General features: G+C 40.8%; 21 protein-coding genes. 12 read left to right on the forward strand and 9 right to left on the reverse strand.

Going from position 1 to position 24,913, the window contains the following annotated elements; translation table 11 throughout:
• The first annotated feature begins 1 nt into the window (after nt 1).
• Complete coding sequence (locus AB9K32_RS03670) at nt 2-907, forward strand: hypothetical protein (protein ID WP_369884390.1); 906 nt, start codon at nt 2-4, stop codon at nt 905-907.
• A gap of 268 nt (nt 908-1,175) precedes the next feature.
• Here AB9K32_RS03670 and AB9K32_RS03675 read toward each other — a convergent pair whose 3' ends face one another.
• Entirely contained in the window at nt 1,176-1,772 is a 597-nt protein-coding gene (locus AB9K32_RS03675) for a Crp/Fnr family transcriptional regulator (protein WP_338194590.1), read from the reverse strand.
• 160 nt (nt 1,773-1,932) lie between these two features.
• The gene (locus AB9K32_RS03680; protein WP_369884391.1) at nt 1,933-2,814 is read right to left on the reverse strand and encodes an aminotransferase class IV; all 882 of its coding nucleotides are present in this window, start codon (nt 2,812-2,814) and stop codon (nt 1,933-1,935) included.
• Nucleotides 2,815-3,004: 190 nt separating this feature from the next.
• On the opposite strand from AB9K32_RS03680, the gene AB9K32_RS03685 reads away from it, so the two are divergent.
• The 3 genes from AB9K32_RS03685 to AB9K32_RS03695 are packed head-to-tail and all read left to right on the forward strand — an operon-like array spanning nt 3,005 to nt 4,992.
• Nucleotides 3,005-3,526 (forward strand): 5'(3')-deoxyribonucleotidase, encoded by a 522-nt coding sequence (locus AB9K32_RS03685; protein WP_369884392.1) that lies wholly within the window; start codon nt 3,005-3,007, stop codon nt 3,524-3,526.
• Between the two features lie 48 nt (nt 3,527-3,574).
• Nucleotides 3,575-4,261, forward strand: coding sequence for a PHB depolymerase family esterase (locus AB9K32_RS03690; protein WP_252079545.1), 687 nt, complete (start codon nt 3,575-3,577; stop codon nt 4,259-4,261).
• A gap of 5 nt (nt 4,262-4,266) precedes the next feature.
• Nucleotides 4,267-4,992 carry a M15 family metallopeptidase gene (locus tag AB9K32_RS03695; protein WP_369884393.1) on the forward strand — a complete coding sequence of 242 codons (726 nt, stop codon included), beginning with the start codon at nt 4,267-4,269 and terminating at the stop codon, nt 4,990-4,992.
• Here AB9K32_RS03695 and AB9K32_RS03700 read toward each other — a convergent pair.
• The 3 genes from AB9K32_RS03700 to AB9K32_RS03710 all read right to left on the reverse strand — a co-directional run bounded on the left by AB9K32_RS03700 (nt 4,989) and on the right by AB9K32_RS03710 (nt 7,887).
• Nucleotides 4,989-6,101 carry a class I SAM-dependent methyltransferase gene (locus AB9K32_RS03700; RefSeq protein ID WP_313777772.1) on the reverse strand — a complete coding sequence of 371 codons (1,113 nt, stop codon included), beginning with the start codon at nt 6,099-6,101 and terminating at the stop codon, nt 4,989-4,991. The two genes, AB9K32_RS03695 and AB9K32_RS03700, sit on opposite strands and share 4 nt — an antisense overlap.
• A gap of 73 nt (nt 6,102-6,174) precedes the next feature.
• Complete coding sequence (locus AB9K32_RS03705; RefSeq protein ID WP_369884394.1) at nt 6,175-7,275, reverse strand: AI-2E family transporter; 1,101 nt, start codon at nt 7,273-7,275, stop codon at nt 6,175-6,177.
• A 3-nt stretch (nt 7,276-7,278) separates the two neighbouring features.
• Nucleotides 7,279-7,887 (reverse strand): DUF4159 domain-containing protein, encoded by a 609-nt coding sequence (locus AB9K32_RS03710; protein ID WP_338194613.1) that lies wholly within the window; start codon nt 7,885-7,887, stop codon nt 7,279-7,281.
• Between the two features lie 81 nt (nt 7,888-7,968).
• Between AB9K32_RS03710 and AB9K32_RS03715 the strand changes: the two genes are divergently transcribed.
• Complete coding sequence (locus AB9K32_RS03715) at nt 7,969-8,730, forward strand: thioredoxin family protein (RefSeq protein WP_338194616.1); 762 nt, start codon at nt 7,969-7,971, stop codon at nt 8,728-8,730.
• On the opposite strand, the gene AB9K32_RS03720 is transcribed toward AB9K32_RS03715, so the two are convergent.
• Together AB9K32_RS03720 and tsaD are read right to left on the reverse strand one after the other, a co-directional pair.
• A complete protein-coding gene (locus AB9K32_RS03720; RefSeq protein ID WP_338194619.1) occupies nt 8,727-9,434 on the reverse strand; it encodes a 16S rRNA (uracil(1498)-N(3))-methyltransferase in 708 nt (235 codons plus the stop codon). The genes AB9K32_RS03715 and AB9K32_RS03720 overlap by 4 nt on opposite strands.
• A gap of 15 nt (nt 9,435-9,449) precedes the next feature.
• The gene (gene tsaD, locus AB9K32_RS03725; protein WP_369884395.1) at nt 9,450-10,517 is read right to left on the reverse strand and encodes a tRNA (adenosine(37)-N6)-threonylcarbamoyltransferase complex transferase subunit TsaD; all 1,068 of its coding nucleotides are present in this window, start codon (nt 10,515-10,517) and stop codon (nt 9,450-9,452) included.
• Nucleotides 10,518-10,580: 63 nt separating this feature from the next.
• On the opposite strand from tsaD, the gene AB9K32_RS03730 reads away from it, so the two are divergent.
• From AB9K32_RS03730 to AB9K32_RS03745, 4 genes are all read left to right on the forward strand, one after another.
• Entirely contained in the window at nt 10,581-15,002 is a 4,422-nt protein-coding gene (locus AB9K32_RS03730) for a translocation/assembly module TamB domain-containing protein (RefSeq protein WP_369884478.1), read from the forward strand.
• Nucleotides 15,003-15,146: 144 nt separating this feature from the next.
• Nucleotides 15,147-16,133: a 6-phosphofructokinase gene (gene pfkA, locus AB9K32_RS03735; protein WP_224837159.1), complete on the forward strand. Its 987-nt coding sequence runs from the start codon at nt 15,147-15,149 to the stop codon at nt 16,131-16,133.
• Nucleotides 16,134-16,156: 23 nt separating this feature from the next.
• A complete protein-coding gene (gap, locus tag AB9K32_RS03740) occupies nt 16,157-17,158 on the forward strand; it encodes a type I glyceraldehyde-3-phosphate dehydrogenase (RefSeq protein ID WP_252079552.1) in 1,002 nt (333 codons plus the stop codon).
• A 73-nt stretch (nt 17,159-17,231) separates the two neighbouring features.
• Nucleotides 17,232-18,083: an N-acetylglucosamine kinase gene (locus AB9K32_RS03745; protein WP_224837161.1), complete on the forward strand. Its 852-nt coding sequence runs from the start codon at nt 17,232-17,234 to the stop codon at nt 18,081-18,083.
• Here the strand turns inward: AB9K32_RS03745 and AB9K32_RS03750 are convergent.
• Both AB9K32_RS03750 and AB9K32_RS03755 read right to left on the reverse strand, forming a co-directional pair.
• A complete protein-coding gene (locus AB9K32_RS03750) occupies nt 18,076-18,456 on the reverse strand; it encodes a RidA family protein (RefSeq protein ID WP_224837162.1) in 381 nt (126 codons plus the stop codon). The two genes, AB9K32_RS03745 and AB9K32_RS03750, sit on opposite strands and share 8 nt — an antisense overlap.
• A gap of 46 nt (nt 18,457-18,502) precedes the next feature.
• Nucleotides 18,503-21,196, reverse strand: a complete 2,694-nt coding sequence (locus tag AB9K32_RS03755) for a putative LPS assembly protein LptD (RefSeq protein ID WP_369884396.1) — start codon at nt 21,194-21,196, stop codon at nt 18,503-18,505.
• Between the two features lie 128 nt (nt 21,197-21,324).
• Here AB9K32_RS03755 and AB9K32_RS03760 point away from each other — a divergent pair, with 128 nt between their 5' ends.
• The 3 genes from AB9K32_RS03760 to AB9K32_RS03770 all read left to right on the forward strand — a co-directional run bounded on the left by AB9K32_RS03760 (nt 21,325) and on the right by AB9K32_RS03770 (nt 24,904).
• Nucleotides 21,325-22,527 carry an N-acetylmuramoyl-L-alanine amidase gene (locus tag AB9K32_RS03760; RefSeq protein ID WP_369884397.1) on the forward strand — a complete coding sequence of 401 codons (1,203 nt, stop codon included), beginning with the start codon at nt 21,325-21,327 and terminating at the stop codon, nt 22,525-22,527.
• Between the two features lie 65 nt (nt 22,528-22,592).
• Nucleotides 22,593-23,579: an MlaD family protein gene (locus AB9K32_RS03765; RefSeq protein ID WP_369884398.1), complete on the forward strand. Its 987-nt coding sequence runs from the start codon at nt 22,593-22,595 to the stop codon at nt 23,577-23,579.
• On the forward strand, nt 23,579-24,904 hold the full coding sequence (locus AB9K32_RS03770) for a 4Fe-4S dicluster domain-containing protein (protein WP_369884399.1): 1,326 nt from the start codon (nt 23,579-23,581) through the stop codon (nt 24,902-24,904). The genes AB9K32_RS03765 and AB9K32_RS03770 overlap by 1 nt, the downstream gene beginning before the upstream one ends.
• Nucleotides 24,905-24,913: the final 9 nt, after the last annotated feature.

Raw genomic sequence — 24,913 nt, forward strand, 5'->3', positions numbered from 1 at the left:
TATGAAAACACGCACGATACTAATTTACACCACAACATTGATAATGGTCTTATGTACATCATGCTCTGGAGATGATGATACCAAGGACATATTCTCAAATACGTACTTAAGAATACCCGATGCGAGCTTTGAGAAATTATTAATAGCAAAAGGCATAGATACTGACGGTGTTGTAAATAAGCAAATGTTGAAGTCGGATGCGGAAGTTGTCAAAGAATTGAATTTAGAAAATTTAGAGTACGGTGCGATTTCTGATCTATCTGGCATTGAAGGATTCACAAACTTGAAAAGATTGGTCGCGAACCAACACAACATTGAACAAATAGATTTAGGAAATAATATACTTTTAGAAGAAATTTATCTTGCCGGCAACTATTTATCAAGTATTGATGTTAGTAAAAACACAAACACAATATTACTGGATTTAACAGCTAACCAGCTTACTACAATAACTGGATTGTCCAAGTTAAAAAAGTTGGAAAATCTCAATTTATCTTTTAATTATATTGAAGAACTTACTATGGTCAATACATCTTTAGAAATTCTTCATATCAGCAACAACGATTTAATTTTTCTAGATATTACTGCAGCTATAAACATTACAAATGTATTGCTAACAACAAATAAGCTTATTACGTTGGATATTTCTTCAAATAAAAAACTACAAACCCTGTTGGTGTCTGACAACCAGTTGCAAAGTATTGATCTTAGTGAAAACAAAAGTTTAACCCACTTACATCTATTCAGTAATATGCTTACAAATTTAGACGTAGGCAATAATCAAAATTTGATAGAATTAAAGGTGGATAGAAATCCAGGATTAAGCTGTATTCAAATTGCCAGCGGACAAAATATACCAACTGTATCATTATCCAATAATCAAGAGCTAAATGTTCTATGCAATTAATTTTAGAAAAGAAGGATCAGTACTTAAAGTATTATGAAAATAACAAAAGAAGCCATAAACTTTCCCAGGTCAACCCTTGTTCCAATAAACGGAATTGAGTTGGAGGTATTTGAGACAGGTAAAGAAAATTCAGGAACCCAATCTATGTATTGTTATAATTAATACTTAAAAGCAATAATCCCCTATGGGAAACAAATACCGAACTAACTATGGAACCAATGAAGTTGAACAGGTTATTGATGTTTTCGTAAAAACAAAGAAAGGGTGATCAGTTTCTTTCTTTCATAAGCCTGGATAAGGTTTCGGGTCGCATGGCCAAAAAAGAAGCCAAGTACTTTTTAGGAATTCTATCTATTATCTTTGGCTTGTAAACATCCATAAAAAAGTCCAGACGTTTACCTGCATTGGGAATCCTGGCCAAAAACACCCTTTGTTCCGCCATTATGTAATATTCTTCCATTAATATTCGGTTGATTTCGAGCATCTCCGGAAAATTGTCGCAACAATATTTGTAATCTTCAAATGTTAAATAGTCGCAGTAAGTTTTTTCCAGGCTTTGTATGTTTTCCTGGCTAATTTCATTCCTAAAAAAACCTGTGATAGATGTGAATATTTCATTCTCAAGGTCCACCCACGTGGTGATGTCGGTCGAGTCTATTTCAAAGTAACCACGAACCATACCTTTTTTAATAAAGTAGAGGTTGTCGCAAATATCACCTGCTTTGCTTATAATTTCATTCTTGTCGAAAATGCATGTTTTAATATGGGTAAGCAAAAAAGATTTTAATTCAGGACCTAAGGGGTAAATGGCATTGAGAAAAGGGATAATAAAATATTTTTTCTCGATATTTTCGTTATGGAGCATTTATGCAGTTAAATGTTATTAAGATTCGTTGCTCTCAAATTTAATCTTTTGTAACCGAATTTTAATTTTCTTGCATATAAAGTAGTGGAAGTGTTCAAATTATACTTTGAAATGTACGTAAGGAAATATTAAGATTAGTAGTTTTTAGGTTACAAGTCCCTTATAAATCCACAAGTGCCGTATCCCTGCTCCTTAGCTCGGAGAAAGCTCTTTGTAGGTTTCGGGTAACCTCGCCAACTTGATCGTTCCGATAAAAAACATGCCTTCCCAATTCTGCAATGGACGCTACTTGTGTGGTGGTGCCCGTAAAAAAGGCTTCGTTCATTTGTTCAATATCAGTTTCGGCTACAGCTTGTTCGATTACAGGAAGGTTTAAATCCCTACAAAGACCGATAACAATACGTCTGGTAATGCCGTCCAAGATATGTTCGTTGGCCGGATGCGTGATTACCTTGCCATCTTTCACAAAAAATATATTGCTGTGAGACCCCTCGGTGACCAATCCCTGTCTTACCAAGGTAGCTTCATTTGCATTGGCGCTCACGGCAGACTCATTGGTCATAATATTGCCCAACAGGGATGTGGATTTTATATCGCATCGATGCCATCTAAAATCCGCAGTTAGTATGGATTTCATGTGAGTGGGGTTGACCAACGGAAGCGAATAGGGCAGGGCATACATCATTACACTTGCGCTAACGCCTTTTGGGCACGAGTGTTTTCGGGGAGCAATTCCTCGCGTAACCTGTATGTAGATCAAGCATGTTTTATCCGTTAAACTCGAGGCCGATATTAGGTTGTCCAGTTCACTTTCAATCTCCTCTACGGCATAGTCGATGCCAATTTTATTAAGGTTGGACTGGAGTCTGTCAAAATGGGCTTTCTTGTAAAAAATACCATTTTCCAGCTGCATCATTACCTCATAAATACCATCTCCAAATAGAAAGCCACGATCGAACACGGATATTTTGGCATTCTCAGATGAAAAAATTTCACCATTTACGTATATTTTTTCAGGATAGTTTCCTTTGGGTAACATCATAGTTTTTTAAAATAGTATTTCTGTGAAGTTGACTATAGCGTTACAAAATTAATTTATTCAAATGAGGCGAAAAATAACTTATCTAGAATAAAAACACATTTTTGGTTCAATGCCCACCTCTTAACAAAACATTGATAAACTTGGTTTTTAAATATGAAGAGTATTACCGTACTTCACAAAAAATTATGGCATGACCATTTTTGTTGATATGGACGAGGTGATCGCAGATGCATACCAAGCCCATATAGATATTTATAATAAAGAGTTCAATGCTCAATTAAAGGCGGAGGACTGCCTCGGCAAAGAAGTTTGGCAATGTGTGCCCGAGGAGCATCAGCAAACAATAAAGAACCATACCTACAGGGATTGTTTTTTTAAGGATTTAAGTATTATCGCCGATAGCCAAGAGGTACTCAAAGCTTTGAGTGAAAAACACGATGTGTACATAGCATCCGCAGCTATGGAATTTCCGCAGTCCCTAAGGGAAAAATCGGATTGGTTGGATAAGCACTTCCCATTTATTTCATGGCAAAAACGAATTTTATGTGGAGATAAGCATGTGTTAAAAGGCGATGTGCTAATTGATGATCGGAGTAAAAATCTTGCACCCTTCTCCGGAAGGTCCATAATGTTTACTTCGCCCCACAATGTAAATGTGTCGAATTTTGAACGAGCCGATAGTTGGAAAGAAATCGCGGATAAACTTTTGTAACTTGTTTCGGAAATGTGTAAGTCCATTTTTAAATTTTCGGTATGTTCCATGTTACTGCTCTTAATGCAAGGGTGCGCAGCACAATCGCATTTAATTCAGGACGAACTGGACGCCGTTACTGTAGAAAACCTACAATACTATTTATACTACCCAGAGGACTATTTTGATTCCGATAAGGAGTTCCCTCTACTACTTTTTTTACATGGCGGAGGAGAATCGGGAAGGGATATAGGTGAGATCAAGAAAAACGGACCCCCAAAAATGTTGGCGGAGGGCAAGCAATTTCCATTTTTGGTCTTGGCCCCGCAAAACCCGCACATTAAAAAATGGTGGAATACTCAAGCCGTGGTCCAACTTATGGATTCTGTGGCAAGTAACAATAGAGTGGACAAAAAACGGATTTACCTAACCGGTCTGAGCCGTGGAGGAAGTGCAGCTTGGGAAATGGCCACACAATATCCGGAAAAGTTCGCGGCCATGGCGGTAGTTTGTGGCATGGCGCCCGTACCTTATGCACATTGGATAGATAGAGATTTGCCTATTTGGGTTTTCCATGGAGAGGAGGATAAGGTAATTGGGGTCGAGGAATCTGACAGGATGGTGGAAAAATTGAGAAACATGGGGCAAGATATACGGTATACCCGTTACAAAGGAGTAGGACACAATGCATGGAGCAGGGCCTACACCACGGATTCTTTATACACTTGGTTCACCAAACAAAAACGGATAAATTGATATAAATGAAGTACTCCTGGATTTTTATGGGTGTTTTGATTCTTGGGGCCTGCAAGCAGCAACCCAATGTGTCCAAGAACGATTCAACCCGATCGGATGCAGAGGTTGTAATGGATACAATTCCAAAAGACACCATTGTAGAGCAGAAAAAAAACACCTTAAAAACATTTGAAGGGATAGCGGATACCACCTTTGTAAGACTTGCCGATTTTAGTGAGGATTTTGCATACGACATGCGCTATGCCACAGAGAACAATTTTTTAAAAGCAAAAGTGTACGATTGCCCTGAGTGCTATACCCGTGCAAAAACGGCAAAGGCTCTGATCAGAGCCAATAAGGATTTTATGGAGAAGGGGGTAAAGATCAAGTTTTTTGATTGTTATCGTCCCAATTCCGTGCAATACAAAATGTGGGAGATTGTTCCCAACCCTCAATACGTTGCCAACCCCGATAAGGGATCTATCCATAACAAGGGAGGTGCCGTAGACATCACACTGGTGGACTTGGAGGGTAAGGAGCTAGATATGGGCACCGACTTTGATTACTTTGGAAAAAAGGCCTATCACGATAATATGGATTTGCCACAAGAAATTCTCGACAACCGTAAATTATTGAAAGAGACCATGGAGGCTCATGGGTTCTGGTCCATTAGGACAGAGTGGTGGCACTATAATCTATCGGCGGCATCTAACGATAAGGTGGCCAATTTTAAATGGGAATGCCCAGATTAGATTTTGGAACAGACCAGAACGATTAAATTTTCCTCCAGATCTTGGGTAAAGAAAAGGTAATGGTCACCACCCTCTTTAATTTTGTGTTTTTTACGGATTTCCGCTACCGAAATGGGGAAGTTTCGGATGGTAATATTGGCCTTTGAGAAGGAAAGCGTTTTCAATGTTTTTTTGGAATAGGGCAATACTTGTTGGATCTTAAACCGTCTGCCGGGAAATTCCACTAGGTTTTCCGAGCTGTATAAATGGGAGTTCACGTGCAGTTTATGTACACCATGCGCTTGGGCTACCGACCTAAACCCACCTGACTTTAAAATGGCTGCATTTGGTTCGTACAAATAGATGGATGGCAAGGCATAATTGCAATTGGTCAGTGGTTCCGATTCCAAAGAAAATGTAAACTCGTCTATTTTGTTGGGCTTTATATTCGCGGCAGTAATTTGAATAGGTCCCGAATATCCTTTTTCCAGAACAAATAATAATTCTTTGACATCGTTTTGCACGGCCACAACAAAGATATCCTTTACAAAACCCAAAGCTTGGACTCCCATTTTTATATCCAAAAGCGGAGAAGTCTTCAAAAGGATGTTCGACGTTTTTTTAAAAATCGAAGCTAGATGGCCCGGTACATTTGGCAGGCAATCCTCAAGTAAAAATACCTTTCCTTTTTTATCACTTCTTCGGGAAGGGTCAATATAGGCCCAATCAAAATTATGATCGGAACGCATTAAAAAATCGATCCCATCTTCGGGAATACAAGTAATATTTTTTTGTCCTAATATTTTAAAATTATGTGAAGCAATGGTGCTCAATCCCAAATTTATTTCACAATGAAAAACCTTAAGGACCTTTCGCACAAAATAGTAACTGTCGACCCCCATGCCTCCCGTAAGGTCGATCAAAGATTTTCCATGGACCAATTGCGACTTGTATTCTGCAGTAAGTTCCGAACTGGTCTGTTCAATATTAAGTTTGTTCGGGTAATAAATATTTGGTGCATTAAACCAAGTGGGCAGCTTTTCCCTACATTTCTTTTTGGCTTCGATCTGCTCAGCCAGTTCTTTTTGTCCAATACCTTCAAAAATAGGTTTTGATAGTAAAACTGACATGATGTCAGATAATAAATTTTTGCTTATAAAATCCTGTGCACCAGTATTTAGTATTAATTTATTCAAAGTGATACTATAAATTTTTAGTCAACTTCTTCACTATGGAATATTCAGCTAAAAACTCCTTTAAAATCACCTTTATTGCGGTGTACCCCGGTACGGCGATTACCATGCCGACCACACCAAATAGAAGACCGGCTATTATAATAATGAGGAAAATTTCCAGAGGGTGCGACTTTACGCTTGTGGAAAAAATAAAGGGCTGTGAAAAGAAATTGTCGATGAGCTGACCTATGGTCAATCCAAGTAAAACATAGAGTGCTTTTGGTAAGATAACTGTACTAAAATCGGCATCGATAAAACTGGTCATGGTAAGGGTGATCATAACAGCTCCCCCAATAATGGGCCCTATGTATGGTATAATGTTGAACAGCGAACACAAAAATGCTATAACAATGGCGTTTTCGACACCAACGATCAACAGCGCAATCGTGTAAATTACAAAGAGGATAAATAACTGTAAAAGTATTCCTGCGAAATATCTGGAAAGTAAATTGTTGATCTTGTCTATGGATTTTATCAAGTTACTTTCTTTGTTATCCGGAACAAAAGTCAATATTCCATTTTGCATCAATTTACTGTCCTTTAAAAAAAAGAACGAAATAAAGAGGACAGAAAACAAACCGATACTAAAATTGCTCAATAGATTTACAAAGGAGTTGAGAAAATTTGGGATAAAGCCGAGATCTAATTCTTTTAAAACATTTTCTTCGATATGGGATTCATCCAAAAGATTATTAAAACTACCTGTGGAGGCACCAAAATAATCCAGTGTCTGTAGATAAAGTGTATTTAGGTTGCCTTTAAGCGCTTCAATGTCCAAAAGCGATAAGTTCTTGCTCTGTTCGGAAATCAGTGGTATAAAGAGTGCCAATATGCCCAAAAAAATAGAAATCATAAACACCATTGTCGCCACTACGGCCAAGGTGTTGGGAAACCTTAGTTTTTTCCTTAAAAACATAACAATGGGCCTTCCCAGCAAGGCCAACACCGCAGCCATGGCCAAATAGGCCAAAACGGATTGTATTTTAAAGAAAAACCAGCAAATAAGTGCAATTCCGACCAATATGGCTATGGCCCTGAGTATTCCGTTGGCAATTATCTTAGCATTCATGTGTTAACTTTTAAAAGCGTATTCAATTATGTTGGCGCCCATTTGGAGGGCCTTTATGCGAACTTCTTCCGGGTCGTTGTGCACGGAAGGGTCTTCCCAACCATCTCCAAGATCGCATTCAAAGGTGTATAACAGCACCAGTCGCCCCTCGTCAAAAATACCAAAGGCCTGGGGTCTTTTTCCATCGTGCTCATGTATTTTGGGCAATCCGTTGGGAAACTGGAACTTTTGTGAAAATATGGGATGATCCACGCCCAGCTCCTCCAAGGGCATATCAGGAAAGACTTTGGCCAATTCCCTTTTTAAATATGGTTCCATGCCGTAATTGTCATCGATATGTAAAAATCCACCGGATAAAAGATAAGTTCTTAGGTTTTCCGCCTCTTCATCCGAAAAGTAGACATTTCCGTGCCCGGTCATGTGCAGGAACGGAAACTTAAATAGTGAAATACTGCCGACCTCTACGGTTTCCGGTTCAGGTTTGATTGTGGTATCTATATTGGTGTTGCAGAATTCTATCAGGTTGGGAACAGCGGTTGGGTTGGAATACCAATCACCGCCACCACCGTATTTAAGAATGGCAATCTCCTGTGCGGATGCCATGGTAATCATAAAAAAAGTTAAAGTACATACTAATCTGGTAAGTTGTCCCATCTTAAAACGAATAACTATATAACCAAAAGTACAGCATTCATGATTAAAAAGGCCATAATTCTATCATTTACCTTTTTTGCCTTGTCTTTATATACACTTTATACAGCCAATAAAATTGCACCAGAAGTCGCTAAGAAAAATAATCCAGTTGTTCTGGAGCTTTTTACTTCTCAGGGCTGCTCCAGTTGCCCGCCTGCCGATGCACTATTGGATCAAGTAAAGAGTGATTACCCAGAAGAGGTGATTGCGTTGTCCTATCATGTGGATTATTGGAATTACATCGGCTGGGAAGATCCTTTTTCCGACCATGCTTTTACCGAAAAACAAAAAGCGTATGCCCATAAATTTGACCAACGCAACATCTACACCCCTCAAATGGTCGTAAACGGGAAGGAGCATTTTGTAGGCTCCAATAGATTGATACTCCAGTCGAAGATCCAGGAGCATACTTTCGATAGTTCGGCGAAACTTGTGGAAATATGTGAAACAACATTGTCCGATGGTGTACTTTCGTTCACTTACAACTTTATAACGGCTCCGGACCAAAAATGGATAAGGGCCTTATTGGTAATTGACGAGAGGGAAACGATGGTGAACAGGGGAGAAAATAGAAATAGAAAGCTTAAGAACAGTAATATTGTTGTCGCGGAAAAAAGGACTGACTTAAGATTGCGTAAAAATGAAGTATCACTGAAAGTTCCGGATCTGGTTCAACAAAACGATGGTTTGACCCTGGTTGTGATTGTGGAAAACCAAGATCGAGATATACTTGGGGCGGCCCAAAAAAGAATTGTACGTTAACTATTAATAATGGCAACTGTTGTGCATGCCACAATGGCGGCAGTTTCGGTCCTAAGTCGATTGGCTCCCAAAGAAATAGGGACATAGCCTTTTTCTCTGGCCAAGTCGATTTCCGATTTGGAAAAATCCCCTTCCGGCCCAATAAGTATGGTGGTGTCGTTGTCCGCGATAACTTTTCGCTTTAATTCCATTTTTTCCTCATTTTGGCAATGGGCAATGAACCGGTATCCTAGAGCGGTATCGTTCTCTAAAAATTCTTTGCAGCTAATCGGGGGATTCAATTTGGGTAAAACGGTTTGTAGGGACTGTTTCATGGCCGATTGAAGTACTCGCTCCATCCGTTCCATTTTAACGGTCTTTCTTTTGGAATGTTCACAAATTATGGGTGTAATCTCATCCACGCCGATTTCTGTCGCTTTTTCCAAAAACCATTCGTAACGGTCGTTCATTTTTGTTGGAGCCACGACCATGTGCAATTTATAACGTTTGGGTATGGATTTTTTTTCTGAAATAATCCTTGCCTTGCATTTTTTTTGATCGGGCACCAATATCTCCGCTTCGAACAAATACCCTTTGCCATTGGTAATATGCACAATGTCTCCTTCCGACTTTCGTAAAACCCGCACTATGTGCTTGCTCTCTTCCGGTGGAAAAATGAATTGTTTTGCACTGTTGTCCAACAAGGGGTTGTAAAAAAGTTGCATTTTGAGAGGTGTTAATTAACTACCGATGGCGTATCTAGCTTTGGCCGCAACACTTTGGTCCGTAAAATCACCTCGGTAAAATTTAAGGAGCCCCACGATTCCGATCATCGCCGCATTATCGGTACAGTATTCAAATTTAGGGATAAAGGTTTGCCAGCCCAAGTTTTCCTCGGCATCTTTAAGTCTTCCCCGAATTCCGGAATTGGCAGCAACGCCACCACCAATGGCTATTTGTTTTATTCCCGTCTGCTCTACGGCCATTTGTAATTTCTCCATTAATATTTCCAAGATGGTAAACTGTACCGAGGCACAAATATCGTTCATGTTCTGGGAAATAAAATCAGGATTTTTTTGGCTTTCTCGCTGTAAAAAGTAGAGAATACTGGTTTTTAACCCGCTAAAGCTAAAATTAAGCCCATCAACTTTTGGTTTTGGAAATGTGTATGCCTTAGGATTGCCCAGTTTGGCATATTTGTCGATAAGTGGCCCTCCGGGATAAGGTAGCCCCATCAATTTGGCACTTTTGTCGAAAGCTTCGCCGACCGCATCGTCCAGGGTCTCGCCCATAACTTCCATCTCAAAATAATCAGAAACCTTAACGATTTGTGTGTGCCCCCCGCTAATGGTCATTGCCAAAAAGGGGAAAGTGGGCGCGGTCTGACTTTCGTCCTCTATAAAATGGGCCAAAATATGGGCTTCCATATGGTTGACCTCGATCAAGGGAATATTGAGCCCCAAGGCCAACGACTTTGCAAAAGATGTGCCCACAAGCAGGGAGCCCATGAGTCCTGGTCCTCTGGTAAAAGCTATGGCGGATAGCTGTTTTTTATCGATATTTGCCTTGGCCAAGGCTTGGTGTACCACGGGAACAATATTTTGTTGATGCGCCCTCGAAGCCAATTCGGGGACAACACCTCCATATTGCTTGTGGATTTCTTGGGTGGCTACCACATTGCTCAGTACTTTTGTATGGCAAAGTACGGCCGCTGAGGTATCGTCACAAGAGGATTCTATGGCAAGAATATATTTTTTAGAATTTTCCACAGGTTTTGGAACAAAAATTGGTTGACAAAGGTAAAACATAAAAGCCCTATCAAAAAACTTCGTAAAATACTGTTGCGTTTGCTTTTGGCCATCATCCTAATCATGGTATTGGGATCGCTGGTTCTTTCCTTGCCCGTTGTACAGACCAGATTGGGCAAGTACGCCATGGATTCGTTGAACGAGGAATTTGGCACCAACATTCGTATAGACCGCATTAGTATGTCGCTGTTCAATTTAAATGCAGGCATAAAGGGCATCTATGTAGAAGATTACCAACAGGACACACTTATCTACATCCATAAATTGTCCACCTCCATTTTAAATCTGCGGAATATGGTCAACAATAAAATGGAGTTTGGAGATATAGAAGTGGACGGACTTACCTTTAATCTAAAGACTTATGAAGGGGAGACCGACACCAATTTGGACGTTTTTGTGGACAAGCTGGACGATGGCTCGCCAAGAGACCCGGGAACACCTCCATTTTTTCTGTCGTCGGATGGGATACAGATCAATAATGGCAAGTTTAGACTTGTTGATGAAAATCTAGAGTTTGAAGAGGTGTTGAATTTTTCGGAGATTTCTGTCATGGCCCGTGATTTTCAGATTTTGGGTCCAGACGTATCCTTAAAAATCGATAATCTCTCCACTTTGGCAAAACGGGGTATTCGACTTAAAAAACTGGCTGCCGAATTTACCTATACCAAACAACAAATGCGTTTTGACTCCTTGTTGATAGACACCGAGCAATCGGAACTGAAAGGGAATCTGGTCTTTAACTACGAAAGAGAACATTTGGCGAACTTTGTGGATTTAGTGAACATAGATGCGAGTTTCAAGGAATCCTCCGTAGCCCTTAACGAGATCAATGCTTTTTTTAATGAATTTGGAGCGGACAAGGTGGTCAACTTTACCGGAAATTTTAGTGGGGTCCTCAATCAATTACAGGTGGAAGACCTCTTCTTGTTTACGGATAATACTGGAATACGAGGAGATTTTAGGTTCGATAACATGTTTAGCGAACAAGCACCGTTTGTGTTAAAAGGGGAAATTGATAATCTAACATCAAGTTACTACCAGCTTAGGAGCATATTGCCAAATATTTTGGGTCAAAATATTCCCGAATCGGTTCAAAAGCTTGGGCAATTTACCGTTCGGGGCGATACCGAAATAACAGAAACCTCCATAGATGTAACAGCTAATTTGAATACCGCGGTAGGGGATTGCTACGTGGATCTTCAAATGACGAATGTACAGACCATTGAAGATGCTTCTTATATGGGTTTTATATCGTTGATAGATTTTAATCTCGGGGAGTTTATAGATAATCAAGATTTGGGCATGGCATCCATGGATATGAATGTCGAGGGGAAGGGATTCGTGGCAGAAAGTCTGAATACGGAAATATCCGGTGATGTTTACAAAATCGAGTTCAATGATTATGAATACAACAAGATAAAGGTTACCGGTATATTAAAAAATCAATTGTTCGATGGTGTCCTGTTGTGCAACGACGATAACTTTAGGTTCGATTTTCAAGGCTTGGCCAATTTTGGCAGTCGACAGAACAAATTCAATTTTGTTGCAGCGGTCGATTATGCCGATCTCAAGGAATTAAATTTTATCAACGACAGTATCTCGATATTCAAAGGACATATAGATATGGACATCGAGGGCAACAATTTGGATGATATAGCCGGTCAACTGCGATTTTCCAATACAACATATCAAAATATAAACGACACATATTATTTTGAGGATTTTAACGTGGTTTCCTCCTTTGCCCAAGATACCATCCGCACCATCGAGATCAATTCGCCGGATATTATTACCGGGTACATGCGCGGTAGTTTTAAGGTAAACGAATTGGGTAAATTGGTGCAGAATTCCGTTGGTAGTATTTACACCAACTATCAACCTTACCAAATTTCAGAAGGTCAATATTTGGATTTTAACTTTAGGATATACAACAAGATCGTGGACGTTTTTGTCCCCGAAATGGCCTTTGGTTCCAATACCTTTATACGCGGGGCAATAGAGGCCGATAAAAGCGATTTTAAACTAACCTTTAAATCGCCGAGTATTGAGGCGTTCGGTAACAAGTTCGACAATATAGAGCTGCAAATCGATAATAAGAACCCACTCTTCAACACCTTCGTTTCCGTAGAGGATATGTCCACAGTGTACTACGACATCAAAGACTTTAGCCTTATCAACACTACACTAAAGGATACCCTGTTTTTTAGAACAGAGTTTAAAGGCGGAAGTGAGTACGATGATAGTTACAACCTAAATTTTTACCACACTTTTAATCAAAACAATAGATCTGTGATCGGCCTCAAGCGATCCGATGTTAGCTTTAAGGGCAATACCTGGGTACTCAATAAAGAGGGAAATCAAAAAAACAAGGTGATATTCAATAGTGCATTGGATAGTATTCGTATTGAAGATGTGGTAATGGACAACAATAACAACGAGCAGATTCGATTGCGAGGCGAGTTTGCAGATTCCACATACAAAGATCTCGACCTTCAATTTAAGTTGGTCTCCTTGAACAAGATTACACCGTCCATTGATAGTCTAAAGTTGGATGGTGAAGTAGATGGATTTCTCAATATCCTTCAAAAAGATGGGAAATATTTGCCGACATCCAGCCTCAACATCAAAGATTTTAGCGTGAATACCATGCGGATGGGTGATTTGGAAGTAGGCATCTACGGCAATAACGACCTTACCGAGTTTGGTGTAAGCACTTGGCTGAACGACGGTGGCAAAGAAAGGATGAGCATTAACGGAAAGGTAACCAATTATAACAACAAACAAGAATTGGACCTTGCGGCCAATTTTTCTGATTTTGCATTGGAACCCTTTGGTCCCTTGGGAGAAGATATAATTTCCAACATTAGGGGGAAAGTGAGCGGAAATGCAACGATCACGGGCAATGTAAACAACCCTTCTATAAATGGCGTTCTCAGTTTAAACGATGCGGGCATTGGAATTCCATACCTTAATGTAGATTACGATTTTGCACCCTATTCCCAAGTACGTTTATTTGATCAAACCTTTTATTTTGAAAATGTAGAGCTTTCCGATGTGGAAGAAAAGACCACTGCGACCATGGATGGTACTATAAGTCACACAGGGTTTGATGATTGGTACCTTGGCCTCGACGTGGATACCCAAAACGATCGTTTTATGATCCTAAATACCGAGTATGATGAAGAGTCCCTGTACTATGGTACGGGCTTTATAAATGGTACAGGTAGTATTTATGGGCCAACGGACGCCCTTACCATTTCGGTGGATGCAATAACGGCTGCCGGTACCGCTTTAAAAATACCTTTGAGCGATGTAACGAGCGTCGGCGACTATTCCTTTATCAACTTTATAGAAAAAGGAACATCCAACTCTTTTGAAGAAGAACGGGTGCTGGAGGATTATCAAGGGTTGGAAATGGCGTTCGATCTTGCGGTCACACCCGAGGCCGAAGTAGAAATCGTAGTGGACCAAAGTACGGGCAGTTCCTTAAAGGGAACAGGGGAGGGTATTTTGTTGATCGAGATCAATACCAACGGTAAATTTAACATGTACGGGGAGTTTGTGGCCGTAACTGGAGAATACAATTTTAAATACGGTGGCGTTATCGACAAAAAGTTCAAGGTTAGGCCCGGGGGCACCATTCTATGGGAAAGAGACCCATTGGCGGCACAGTTGAACCTGGAAGCCGTTTATTCTCTAAATGCCAACCCGGCCCCTCTTTTGGACAACGCCGGGTACACGGGCAGAATACCCACAGAGGTTGTGGTGCGATTGGATGGAGAACTGGAGAGCCCCAATATTAATTTTGATATTGACTTCCCAGGGACCAATTCCGTGGTGCAATCCGAACTTGAGTATCGATTGCAGGATCCGACCATTAAAGAGCGCAACGCCTTTTTTCTGTTGGCGCAAGGAACATTTGTGAACCCTCAATCCGGCGGGATCAATCAACAAGCGGTTACCGGAAACCTGATTCAAACAGCTTCGGGACTGTTCAATCAAATTTTATCCGGCAATAACGACAAACTCAATTTTGGTCTATCCTACGAGCAAGGTTATAACGATCCCAACGCCGATATATCCACCGAAGATCGTATCGGGGTTACCGTGACCACGCAGATTTCGGACCGAATATTGGTCAATGGAAGGGTAGGGGTGCCTGTTGGCGGGGTTTCCGAGACTGTAGTTGCGGGAGATGTTGAAGTCCAAATATTGTTGAACGATGAAGGGACCTTGAGCGCCAAAATATTCAATAGGGAAAACCAGATACAACAGTTTTTGGCAGAACGCCAAGGGTATACACAAGGTATTGGTCTGTCCTATCAGGTTGACTTTAATAGCTTTAGGGAGTTGATGCGAAAAGTGTTCAACAAAAAAGAAAAAGAGGAAAATATAAAGGAAACACCCTCTCAAAAACAACCTTTGCAAGTCATGGGTAAGGACAGCTTGATCCGCTTCTCTCAAAAGCCAGCAAATCGCCCTTAATACCCTAAAAAGAATTTATATTTTTCAAAGTTTTTTGATTAATTTATTACGAAAACGTTTGAGAAATTTGTTTAAATCAAATATATTATCAAGACATTCAAAATTTGAATAAAGTTTCCTAGCTTTGATCTCTTAAAAATTTGAATGGCTTCAAAAATTAAAAAAATAGGAGTACTTACATCAGGTGGAGACTCTCCTGGAATGAATGCCGCGATTCGTTCCGTAGTCCGGACCTGTGCTTATCTAAAAATAGAATGTGTGGGTATCTACAGAGGATACCAGGGGATGATCGAGGGCGACTTTAAGACCTTCGATGCACGTAGTGTAAACAACATTATCAACAAAGGAGGAACAATACTAAAATCTGCCCGTTGCGAAGAGTTTAGGACCAAAGAGGGAAGAAAAAAAGCGCACGACCAATTGGTCAAGGAAGGCATAGATGCCTTTGTGGTCATTGGAGGTAATGGAAGCTTTACCGGCGCCCTTATGTTCAACGACGAATACGGGTTTCCCGTAATGGGAATTCCCGGGACCATAGACAACGATATTTTGGGGTCTTCCTATACGTTAGGTTTCGATACGGCCATAAATACCGTGGTCGATGCTATCGATAAAATTCGGGATACCGCAAGCTCGCACAACCGATTGTTCTTTGTGGAAGTAATGGGTAGGGATGTCGGTCATATTGCACTTAACGCGGGAGTAGGGGCAGGAGCCGAGGAAATTCTGATTCCCGAACAAAATTTGGGATTGGAGCGTTTATTGGAATCCTTAAAACGCAGCAAGGCCTCCGGTAAATCGTCCAGTATTGTAATTGTGGCAGAAGGCGATAAAACCGGTAAAAATGTATTCGAACTAAAAGAATACGTAGAGGAGCATTTGCCCATTTACGATGTTAGGGTGTCCGTTCTCGGACATATGCAACGAGGGGGCAACCCAACTTGTTTTGATCGTGTTCTGGCCAGTAGGATGGGAGTGAAAGCCGTTGAAAGCCTTTTGGAGGGCAAGTCCAATCAAATGGTAGGGATAAGGGATACCAAAATGGTGCTTACGCCCTTGGCGGAAGCCATTAAAGCACATACGGAGATCGATGAGGAACTCATAAGGGTTTCAGATATAATGACAACATAATTTTAATGACAAAAAAAGAAAATATGTCAAATTTGAAAATTGGAATCAACGGATTCGGTAGAATTGGAAGGTTGGTATTTAGAGCAACCGTAAAAAGAGGCGACGTAGATGTAGTTGCAATCAACGATTTGTTGGATGTTGAACACCTTGCGTATTTATTGAAGTATGATTCGGTACATGGCAATTTTGACGGTACCGTGGAAGTTAAGGACGGAAACTTGGTCGTAAACGGTAAAACCATCAGAATAACTGCCGAGCGTGACCCTAAAAACTTAAAATGGGATGCGGTAGGAGCTGAGATAGTTGCGGAGTGTACGGGAATCTTCACTACTTTGGACATGGCACAAAGCCACATCGACGGAGGGGCCAAAAAAGTGGTTATTTCCGCTCCATCCAAAGATGCACCGATGTTTGTAATGGGAGTTAACCATAAAGATGTTAAAGCAACCGATACAATTATTTCCAACGCATCTTGTACCACTAACTGTTTGGCACCAATTGCCAAGGTGTTGGACGATAACTTTGGTATTGACGAAGGATTGATGACCACTGTTCACGCTACCACGGCCACTCAATTAACTGTGGACGGTCCTTCCAAAAAGGATTACAGAGGGGGACGAAGTGCTTTATTGAACATTATTCCGGCATCAACAGGGGCTGCCAAAGCAGTGACCAAGGTAATCCCGGCATTGGAAGGGAAACTTACAGGTATGGCCTTTAGAGTGCCTACTGCAGATGTTTCCGTAGTGGATTTGACCGTTCGTTTGGAAAAGGAAACTTCTTACGAAGAAATTAAGAAAGCCATGAAAACTGCATCTGAAGGTGAATTGGCCGGAATTCTTGGTTATACCGAGGAATTGGTGGTATCTCAGGATTTCGTAGGGGATGTTAGGACCTCCATTTTTGATGCAGGCGCTGGAATCGAATTGAATTCCAAGTTCTTCAAAGTGGTTTCTTGGTACGATAACGAAACTGGATACTCCAATAAACTAGTTGATTTGGCATTGCACGCTGCAAGCCTATAATCTTTATCTAAAATAGTACTTGTCCTGAAGAGGGATTTCCCCTCTTCAGGATTTTAATATAAAATATAGACGTATGGTTTTGATAGTGGATAGCGGAGCCACAAAATCGGATTGGATCGCTCTTGACGAAAGTGGTAAACAATTGTTTGTTACCCAAACTTTAGGTTTAAGCCCCGAGGTATTGACTAAAGAAGTGATCGAGGATCGATTGGCCAATAATTTTGAGCTTTCCAAAAACAGACAGGATGTACGTCAGTTGTACTTCTATGGTGCCGGATGCGGTACCGATAGAATGAAGAATTTTTTAAAGTCCATATTCAAGGACTTCTTTCCCAATGCCAAAGCAGAGGTAAGGGAGGATACCTATGCCGCAATCTATTCCACGACCAAAATTGGAAGACAAGGTATTGTCTGTATTTTGGGCACAGGATCCAATTGCAGTTATTATGATGGTCATCAATTGATCCAAAAGGTAACTTCGTTGGGGTATATCTTAATGGATGATGGAAGTGGAAACTTTTTTGGAAGAAAACTGATAAGGGACTACTATTTTCATAAAATGCCACAGGATCTTGGGATGAAATTCGCCAAGGAATACGACTTGGATGCAGATGTTATTAAAGATCATCTGTACAAACAACCCAACCCTAACACCTATTTGGCCACATTTGCACGTTTTATTATAGAGAACAAAGAGCATCCTTATTGCAAGGGGGTCATAGAAAAGGGATTGCAACAGTTCGTTAACAATTATATAATGCAATACGAACTAGCCACCAAAGTTCCCGTAAGCTTTGTTGGCAGTATTGCCCATTTTTTAAGGGACGAACTAACGGCTTGCCTGGAGCGCAACGATTTAATTCTGGGTGTAATCCGAAGAAGACCCATTGAAGGTCTTGTAGAGTTCCATCGCGAAACTATCTGACCGCGATCATAGAAATTTCCACGTTTACGAACTTGGGAAGATTGGCTACCTCCACTGTTTCTCTTGCAGGAGCTGTATCTGCATTAAAATAAGTGCCGTAAACCTCGTTGATCTGTGCGAATTGGTTCATGTCCTTAATAAAAATCGAGGTCTTGATCACATGCTCAAAACTCATATCGGCCTCTTCCAGAATGGCTTTTAAATTCTCCATGGATTGTTTGGTCTCTTTTTGGATGTCTCCCTCGACCAATTTTCCCGTGGAAGGATCAATGGGAATCTGACCGGAAATATAAAGGGTATCCTTGATCAATACGGCCTGGTTGTATGGGCCAATGGGTGCAGGTGCTTTTGGGGTGTTAATTATTTTTTTCATTTGAAAGAAGGTTTTAGTTAGTGAAGATAAATAATATCAACATGATTTATCGTTGACTTCTGTTCTCCCATTTAATGTCGCTCAAAATAGAACTCTTTATACCAATAAAGAAATACCAGCGCTCATATCTACCAAATGGAGTCCAGTCAAAACTTAACCTAAAACTGCCAAGGTCGCGTTTAAAGGCAAAACGGGTATCGGTGAAACCTTTGTCCTTTAAATCGTATCCCGAGTTGAAGCCAACCTCCCATTTAGGGGTTAACTGAATGTTTCCGGAGAACATTAGCGAGTGGTTGGTGATTTCACTTTGCCTATTGGAGTTGTTATACGATGCAACATAGGTGAATCTGGCGTCCCAAGGGAGTTTATTGTTGTATATGGGCTGTTCTTCGTTTTCTTGTTTGTTCCTATCTTGTGAACTCCCTCTATTGTCAAAACGTGAACCGGCATCTCCCCGGACATCGTCCATGGCAAATGGGTTGTCGCTGAAGCTGGATTGTTTGTCCCTGTCGCTTTTTTCTTTGGCTCCTCCTTTTTGGAACATTTCACTGTTCAAGGAAAAGCTGGTATTCACGCGTGCTGACGTTAAACGGGCAAGCCCGCCACCATTTTTTATGTTTAAGGTATTGATTCTTCGGCCGTTATTGTCTATGGCATACGGATCGAACGTAGCTGCAAAATTTATAGGTACATTTTTTATGATCTCTGTTGCACCGCTCATACTGATCGGACTCAGTCTTAAAGAGTCCGCTTCCAGGTTGTAACTGGCCCCGAAGGTCAAGTTGCTCAATATTTTTACTTTGCGTGGTTCGGTAGCTGTGGAATCCTTGTCCCGCACCTTGGCCTCAAGTGAATTTTGGAGTGAGAAGTTCAGAGAGCTTCCCTTGGTTAACGACGGTCTACCATAAATGCTCGTTTCAAAAGGGGTGTATTGAACCTCTTCACCATCACCATCTGTATAAGATTCATAAAACTGCTCAAAAGAGGGGGTATAACTATAACTTACCGAAGGTCGCATTACGTGGCGCAATGCCTGTATTTTTTTGTCCTCACCAAAGTTCCATGTTCCATATACGGTGGTACCGATACTTGTTCCTAAACTGTAACGGTTAAAACGATCAAAGCCATTAATGGTATCGGTCACAACTTGTGCCGCCTCCGAATCATATTGCCTTCTAATGGTTTTAAAAGTCCAGATATCCTCGTAGTTTCCGCTTAAGCTCACACTTAAATATTTGGCCAATTTAAAATTGGTGGCAATGGGTATTCTGTGTCGGGCACCTATGCGAGCCTCATCGAACATACCGCTTTTAAAAAAGTTCTCCTCGTCCGTGGTTATGCTGTTCTGTGCATTGACATCGTACTGAAAATTGATGTTTTCAAAAATGCCTTTTTTGATTTCATCCCGTTTTACAAATGGATAAATACGTTCCATACTGGCCTGGAATGTTGGTAAGGACATATTGATTACCTGTGTCCGCGAGTTCTGGGTGTGGCTCACCGTTAAACTTGTATTCACCGATGGATATTCCGGAAAAGTTTTGGAGTAACTAATGGACGATGCAAAGGTGTTTGTCTGCGTATTGTTTCGGTTTACTTGGTTCAGCGAGTTGGTATAATACTGGCTCGACCCCAGGTTCACCGATGCTGAAAAACGAGAGTTGGGGCTGGCCTTGGTGTCCTGTGAATGGGAAATTCGAATATTGTAATTGCTACTTCTACTATAATCATCGAAGCCTTTTTGACTTGTGATCAAGTTTTCGTAGCTGATGTTTATGTTCCCTTTGAACTTATATCGTTTTGAGTAGATGGACTGTCCCTGTAGGCCATAGCTGCCGTTGGTGTAGTAATCCCCGGTAATACTCAAATCCACATAATCGCTAATAGGAAGGTAGTACCCACCGTTTTGGATAAAGTAACCTCTATTGGGGTCGTTACCAAAGGTAGGGAACAATATTCCCGCAACCCTCCCTGTGGTCAATGGAAAGTAAGCAAAGGGTAGGGCAATAGGGGTGGGCACATCTGCAATGTACATATTGCTGTAACCTGCGATAATTTTCTTTTTGGGTACAAATTTGGCTTTTCTTACCCGAATATAATAGTCGGGATTCACTGTATCGCTAGAGGTGGTTAGCTTGCCTTCGCTCATAAAATAGACCGAATCGTTTTCCTTTTTGGTTTTTTGGGCGTACACCTTCATGGCATCGCTTCCCAATTGCCCCAATCCTGCCTGTTGTTCGGTTCGCGAATTCCAGATCAAAGCCTTTTGGGTGTCAAAATTAAAACGAATGGAATCTGGCCGAACTTCCTGATCACCTTGCTTAAAAAAAGGCAGTTGTGAATAATTGCCCAAGGAATCCTTCATTCTGCCCGCGTATACTTCATTTTTAACATAATCCATTACAATTACCCCAGCCTTCAATTCTGTGTCCTGATAGTAGATTTCAGCTTCGTCGTACAAATAGATCTTGTTGTCCTTTTGACTCAATTTTACGTAGTCCTTTGCTTTGTACTGGATTTTATCCAACAACAATGGTTGTTTTTTTGGCACGGAATCTGTGCTTGTAGAATCCACCCGAGTAGAATCGTTTAGAATATTTGAAGGCAATAAAGGAGCGGAAATGCTATCCTTGGACACCTTTATGGGCAAAGGCTTAATAAGGTCTTCCTGAGCACTTAAGGTTGCTATGCCACAAAGAAGAACAAATAGGAAAAGTAAAAAATGTTTATTTGGTTGCAACGTGATAAATCCTATTTTTGTGCTAGTCGGCCCAGTTTTGGGGTCAAACTTACATATATTTTTTGTTCTACTAATTGGGGATTACAATATTTTTAACCATTATGGAACGCTTTAATTACTCAGTTCTTATGAATAACAGTCGGTTGACATTTTTATTTTTTCTCCTATTGGTCCTTCCATTGACCTCTTTTAACAAAAATGACACCGAGGTCGAAACCAAGGATAAATTCGTTGTGGTACTGGATGCCGGACATGGCGGGCATGATCCTGGTAATATAGGCAATGGCTATCTGGAAAAGAAAATAGCATTGGCCATAGTGCTCAAAATTGGCGAAGAGTTAAAAAAACATCCGGATATAAAAGTGGTGTACACCCGAGATGACGATACTTTTGTAGATTTGTTCGAAAGAGGCCAGATCGCCAACCAGGCCAATGCCGATCTTTTTGTATCCGTGCATTGTAATGCCCACAACTCGGATGCCTACGGAACGGAAACCTATGTGTTGGGACTACATGCCAACCGCCAGAATTTTGAAGTGGCCAAAAAGGAAAACTCGGTTATTTATTTGGAGGACGATTATGAGCAGCGATATGCCGAGTACGATATCAATTCTCCGGAGTCGGTGATCGGCCTTACCATAATGCAAGAAGAGTTTTTGGATCAGAGTATCCTTTTGGGAAAAAAGCTTCAGGATAATTTTACGGTAAAGCTTAAACGCAAGGACAGAAAAGTAAAACAGGCAGGTTTTATTGTCCTGCACCAAACTTTTATGCCAAGCGTGTTGATCGAAGCTGGTTTTTTGACCAATAAAAACGAGGGCAGCTATCTAAACTCGAAAAAAGGACAGAACGAAATGGGCAAGGCCATCGCGGAATCCATATTGGCCTATAAAAAGGATATGGGCTTCAATGCTGCACCGGTTACATCTACCCCAAAAATTGAGGATACAGAGGTGGCCGTAAATATACCGGAGGAGATTAAAAACAAAGAGAAAAAGCCAAAGGAGAACCAAACAAGTACAACATCTGGCACAATACAAGAAACCAAGGTCGATACTGAAAAGAGAGTGGCAACTTCCGGTGTGGAGTTCAAAGTTCAGTTAATGGCCAGCGGAAAAACAATTCCACTGACCCCGGATAATTTTAATGGATTGAACAATCTATCCAAAGAACCGTACAAAAATATGTTTCGATATATGTTTGGAAGTGCAGGTACTTTGGATGAAGCGAAGAAATTAAAACGGGAAGCGGATGCCAAGGGGTATACAACCTCATACATTGTGGCATATAAAAATGGGATACGGGTCACTATAGCCGAAGCTTTAAAGTAGTTGAGCAACAAGGGATCAAGTGTAAAAATTATTCCTAATTTTGTTATAACCATAAACCGAATCTTTTGAAACTATCCAGGGAAGTAAAAACTGGGATTATCGTAGTTGCAGGTATCATAGCCTTTATTTTTGGGCTCAGCTACTTAAAATCCTCTCCGCTTTTTGAAAACAACAAAACTTTTTACGCCGTTTACGACAACGTTGGCGGATTGCAGCCTGGTACCCAGGTCTCCATTAACGGTTACAATGTAGGCAACGTTACCAGCATAAAGTTCAAGGATAGTTCAGGTAAGCTTTTGGTCACCATATCCATTAACAATGATTTCGAATTCTCCGAAAACAGTGTGGCCGAACTTTTTGATACAGGGATAATTGGAGGTAAAGGGGTTCAGATCGTTCCGGTTTTTGATCAGGCACCCATGGCAAAATCTGGTGACACCTTAAAATCACAGATAAAACCAGGTTTAACAGAATTGGTCCAGCAGAAGCTAACACCACTCCAAATGAAGGTTGAGGGGGCAGTTTCCCATGCAGACTCTTTGTTGATGAACGTAAACCAAATATTGGATGATCCCACCAAGAATAAACTACAGGAAACCATAGTTTCTCTAAACGAACTGGTACGGGCATTTAAGGGCAGTGCCGATAATTTAAATGTATTGTTGGAGAATAATAAGACACAATTGGACAGCTCGTTAAAAAATGTGAGCAAAATAACCAGCAACTTTTCTCAATTATCCGATTCTTTGGTTAGTGCTGATTTGGGTGGAACCCTATCCGAATTCCAATCCACAGTGATAAAATTGAACGGTATTCTGTCGAAGATAGAAAATGGTGAAGGCTCTTTGGGTAAATTAAGTAAAGATGAAGCCCTTTACGATAATTTGGCTGCGGCATCAAGAGAATTGGATCTGCTTTTACAGGATTTTAGGTTAAATCCGAAGCGATATGTGAACGTTTCCGTTTTTGGCAAAAAGCAAAAGGAGTACACCCTTCCGGAAAACGACCCGGCAGAAGAAAATAACACAACTGAACAAAAAGAGAATCAATAATGGAATATTTGCCCAATATAGCTTTCGCAATAGCCCTAATTGTTGGAATTGGGTTTTTTGTGCGCAACGTTAAAAAATTGTCCAGGAACATTAAGCTCGGAAAAGATGTAGATGTTAGCGACAATAAACCACAACGTTGGAAAAATATGGCAAAAATAGCTTTGGGACAGACCAAAATGGTCGTTCGGCCCATAGCAGGATTGCTGCATATTATCGTGTATGTCGGCTTTATCATTATAAATATAGAAGTATTGGAGATCATTCTCGACGGACTATTGGGCACCCATAGAATTTTTGCGCCACTGGGTTCCATTTATAACTTTTTAATAGGAGCCTTCGAAGTATTGGCCCTTATGGTAATCGTAGCAGTGGTCGTTTTCTGGATTAGAAGGAACATAATCAGAATACAGCGATTTATAAAGCCCGAAATGAAAGGTTGGCCCAAAAAGGACGGAAACTTGATTTTGTATATAGAACTCGTTCTGATGGCCTTGTTTCTCACCATGAACGCTGCAGATTTCCAACTACAGCAACTCGGAGCGGAACACTACGCAAAAGCGGGCGCTTTTCCCGTGAGTCAGTTTATTGCACCTTTATTGCAGGGACTTTCGGAGTCGTCTTTGATTATGGTGGAAAGAACCGCTTGGTGGATTCATATATTGGGAATACTGGCCTTTTTAAATTACCTCTACTACTCAAAACATTTACATATACTTTTGGCCTTCCCCAATACCTATTACGGAAAAATAAGGCCACAGGGACAATTCAATAATCTGGCATCCGTCACAAAAGAAGTTAAGTTGATGATGGACCCCAGTGCGGACCCATTTGCCGCACCTACAGAAGATGATTCGGCGGAACCGGAAAAGTTTGGAGCATCCGACGTAACGGATTTGAATTGGGTACAACTGTTAAATGCCTATACCTGCACCGAATGTGGACGTTGTACCTCGGAATGTCCGGCCAATCAAACAGGTAAAAAATTGTCGCCCAGAAAAATTATGATGGATACACGCGACCGTTTGGAAGAAGTGGGTAAAATTATCGATGCGAACAAAGGGGAGTTTGTGCCGGATGGAAAACAATTGCTGGGCGATTACATCAGTCATGAGGAGTTATGGGCCTGTACAACCTGCAATGCATGTGTGGAAGCTTGCCCAGTAAGCATAGACCCATTGTCCATAATTGTGGAGATGAGACGATATTTGGTAATGGAGCAATCAGCAGCACCGACCGAATTGAACAATATGATGTCCAATATAGAAAATAACGGAGCACCATGGCCTTACAACCAAATGGACCGTTTAAACTGGGTTAACGAATAAATCTAAAAC

The organism is Allomuricauda sp. XS_ASV26, assembly GCF_041224615.1.
GTDB classification, from domain to species: domain Bacteria; phylum Bacteroidota; class Bacteroidia; order Flavobacteriales; family Flavobacteriaceae; genus Flagellimonas; species Flagellimonas alginolytica.

Coding starts and splice junctions, on each gene's coding strand:
- AB9K32_RS03685 (WP_369884392.1), top strand. CDS start 3,005: ATGACCATTTTTGTTGATATGGACGAGGTGATCGCAGATGCATACCAA.
- AB9K32_RS03760 (WP_369884397.1), top strand. CDS start 21,325: ATGAATAACAGTCGGTTGACATTTTTATTTTTTCTCCTATTGGTCCTT.
- AB9K32_RS03770 (WP_369884399.1), top strand. CDS start 23,579: ATGGAATATTTGCCCAATATAGCTTTCGCAATAGCCCTAATTGTTGGA.
- pfkA (WP_224837159.1), top strand. CDS start 15,147: ATGGCTTCAAAAATTAAAAAAATAGGAGTACTTACATCAGGTGGAGAC.
- AB9K32_RS03750 (WP_224837162.1), bottom strand. CDS start 18,456: ATGAAAAAAATAATTAACACCCCAAAAGCACCTGCACCCATTGGCCCA.
- AB9K32_RS03720 (WP_338194619.1), bottom strand. CDS start 9,434: ATGCAACTTTTTTACAACCCCTTGTTGGACAACAGTGCAAAACAATTC.
- AB9K32_RS03670 (WP_369884390.1), top strand. CDS start 2: ATGAAAACACGCACGATACTAATTTACACCACAACATTGATAATGGTC.
- AB9K32_RS03680 (WP_369884391.1), bottom strand. CDS start 2,814: ATGATGTTACCCAAAGGAAACTATCCTGAAAAAATATACGTAAATGGT.
- AB9K32_RS03700 (WP_313777772.1), bottom strand. CDS start 6,101: ATGTCAGTTTTACTATCAAAACCTATTTTTGAAGGTATTGGACAAAAA.
- AB9K32_RS03715 (WP_338194616.1), top strand. CDS start 7,969: ATGATTAAAAAGGCCATAATTCTATCATTTACCTTTTTTGCCTTGTCT.
- AB9K32_RS03675 (WP_338194590.1), bottom strand. CDS start 1,772: ATGCTCCATAACGAAAATATCGAGAAAAAATATTTTATTATCCCTTTT.
- tsaD (WP_369884395.1), bottom strand. CDS start 10,517: ATGTTTTACCTTTGTCAACCAATTTTTGTTCCAAAACCTGTGGAAAAT.
- AB9K32_RS03705 (WP_369884394.1), bottom strand. CDS start 7,275: ATGAATGCTAAGATAATTGCCAACGGAATACTCAGGGCCATAGCCATA.
- AB9K32_RS03695 (WP_369884393.1), top strand. CDS start 4,267: ATGAAGTACTCCTGGATTTTTATGGGTGTTTTGATTCTTGGGGCCTGC.
- AB9K32_RS03710 (WP_338194613.1), bottom strand. CDS start 7,887: ATGATTACCATGGCATCCGCACAGGAGATTGCCATTCTTAAATACGGT.
- gap (WP_252079552.1), top strand. CDS start 16,157: ATGTCAAATTTGAAAATTGGAATCAACGGATTCGGTAGAATTGGAAGG.
- AB9K32_RS03745 (WP_224837161.1), top strand. CDS start 17,232: ATGGTTTTGATAGTGGATAGCGGAGCCACAAAATCGGATTGGATCGCT.
- AB9K32_RS03690 (WP_252079545.1), top strand. CDS start 3,575: ATGTTACTGCTCTTAATGCAAGGGTGCGCAGCACAATCGCATTTAATT.
- AB9K32_RS03730 (WP_369884478.1), top strand. CDS start 10,581: ATGGTATTGGGATCGCTGGTTCTTTCCTTGCCCGTTGTACAGACCAGA.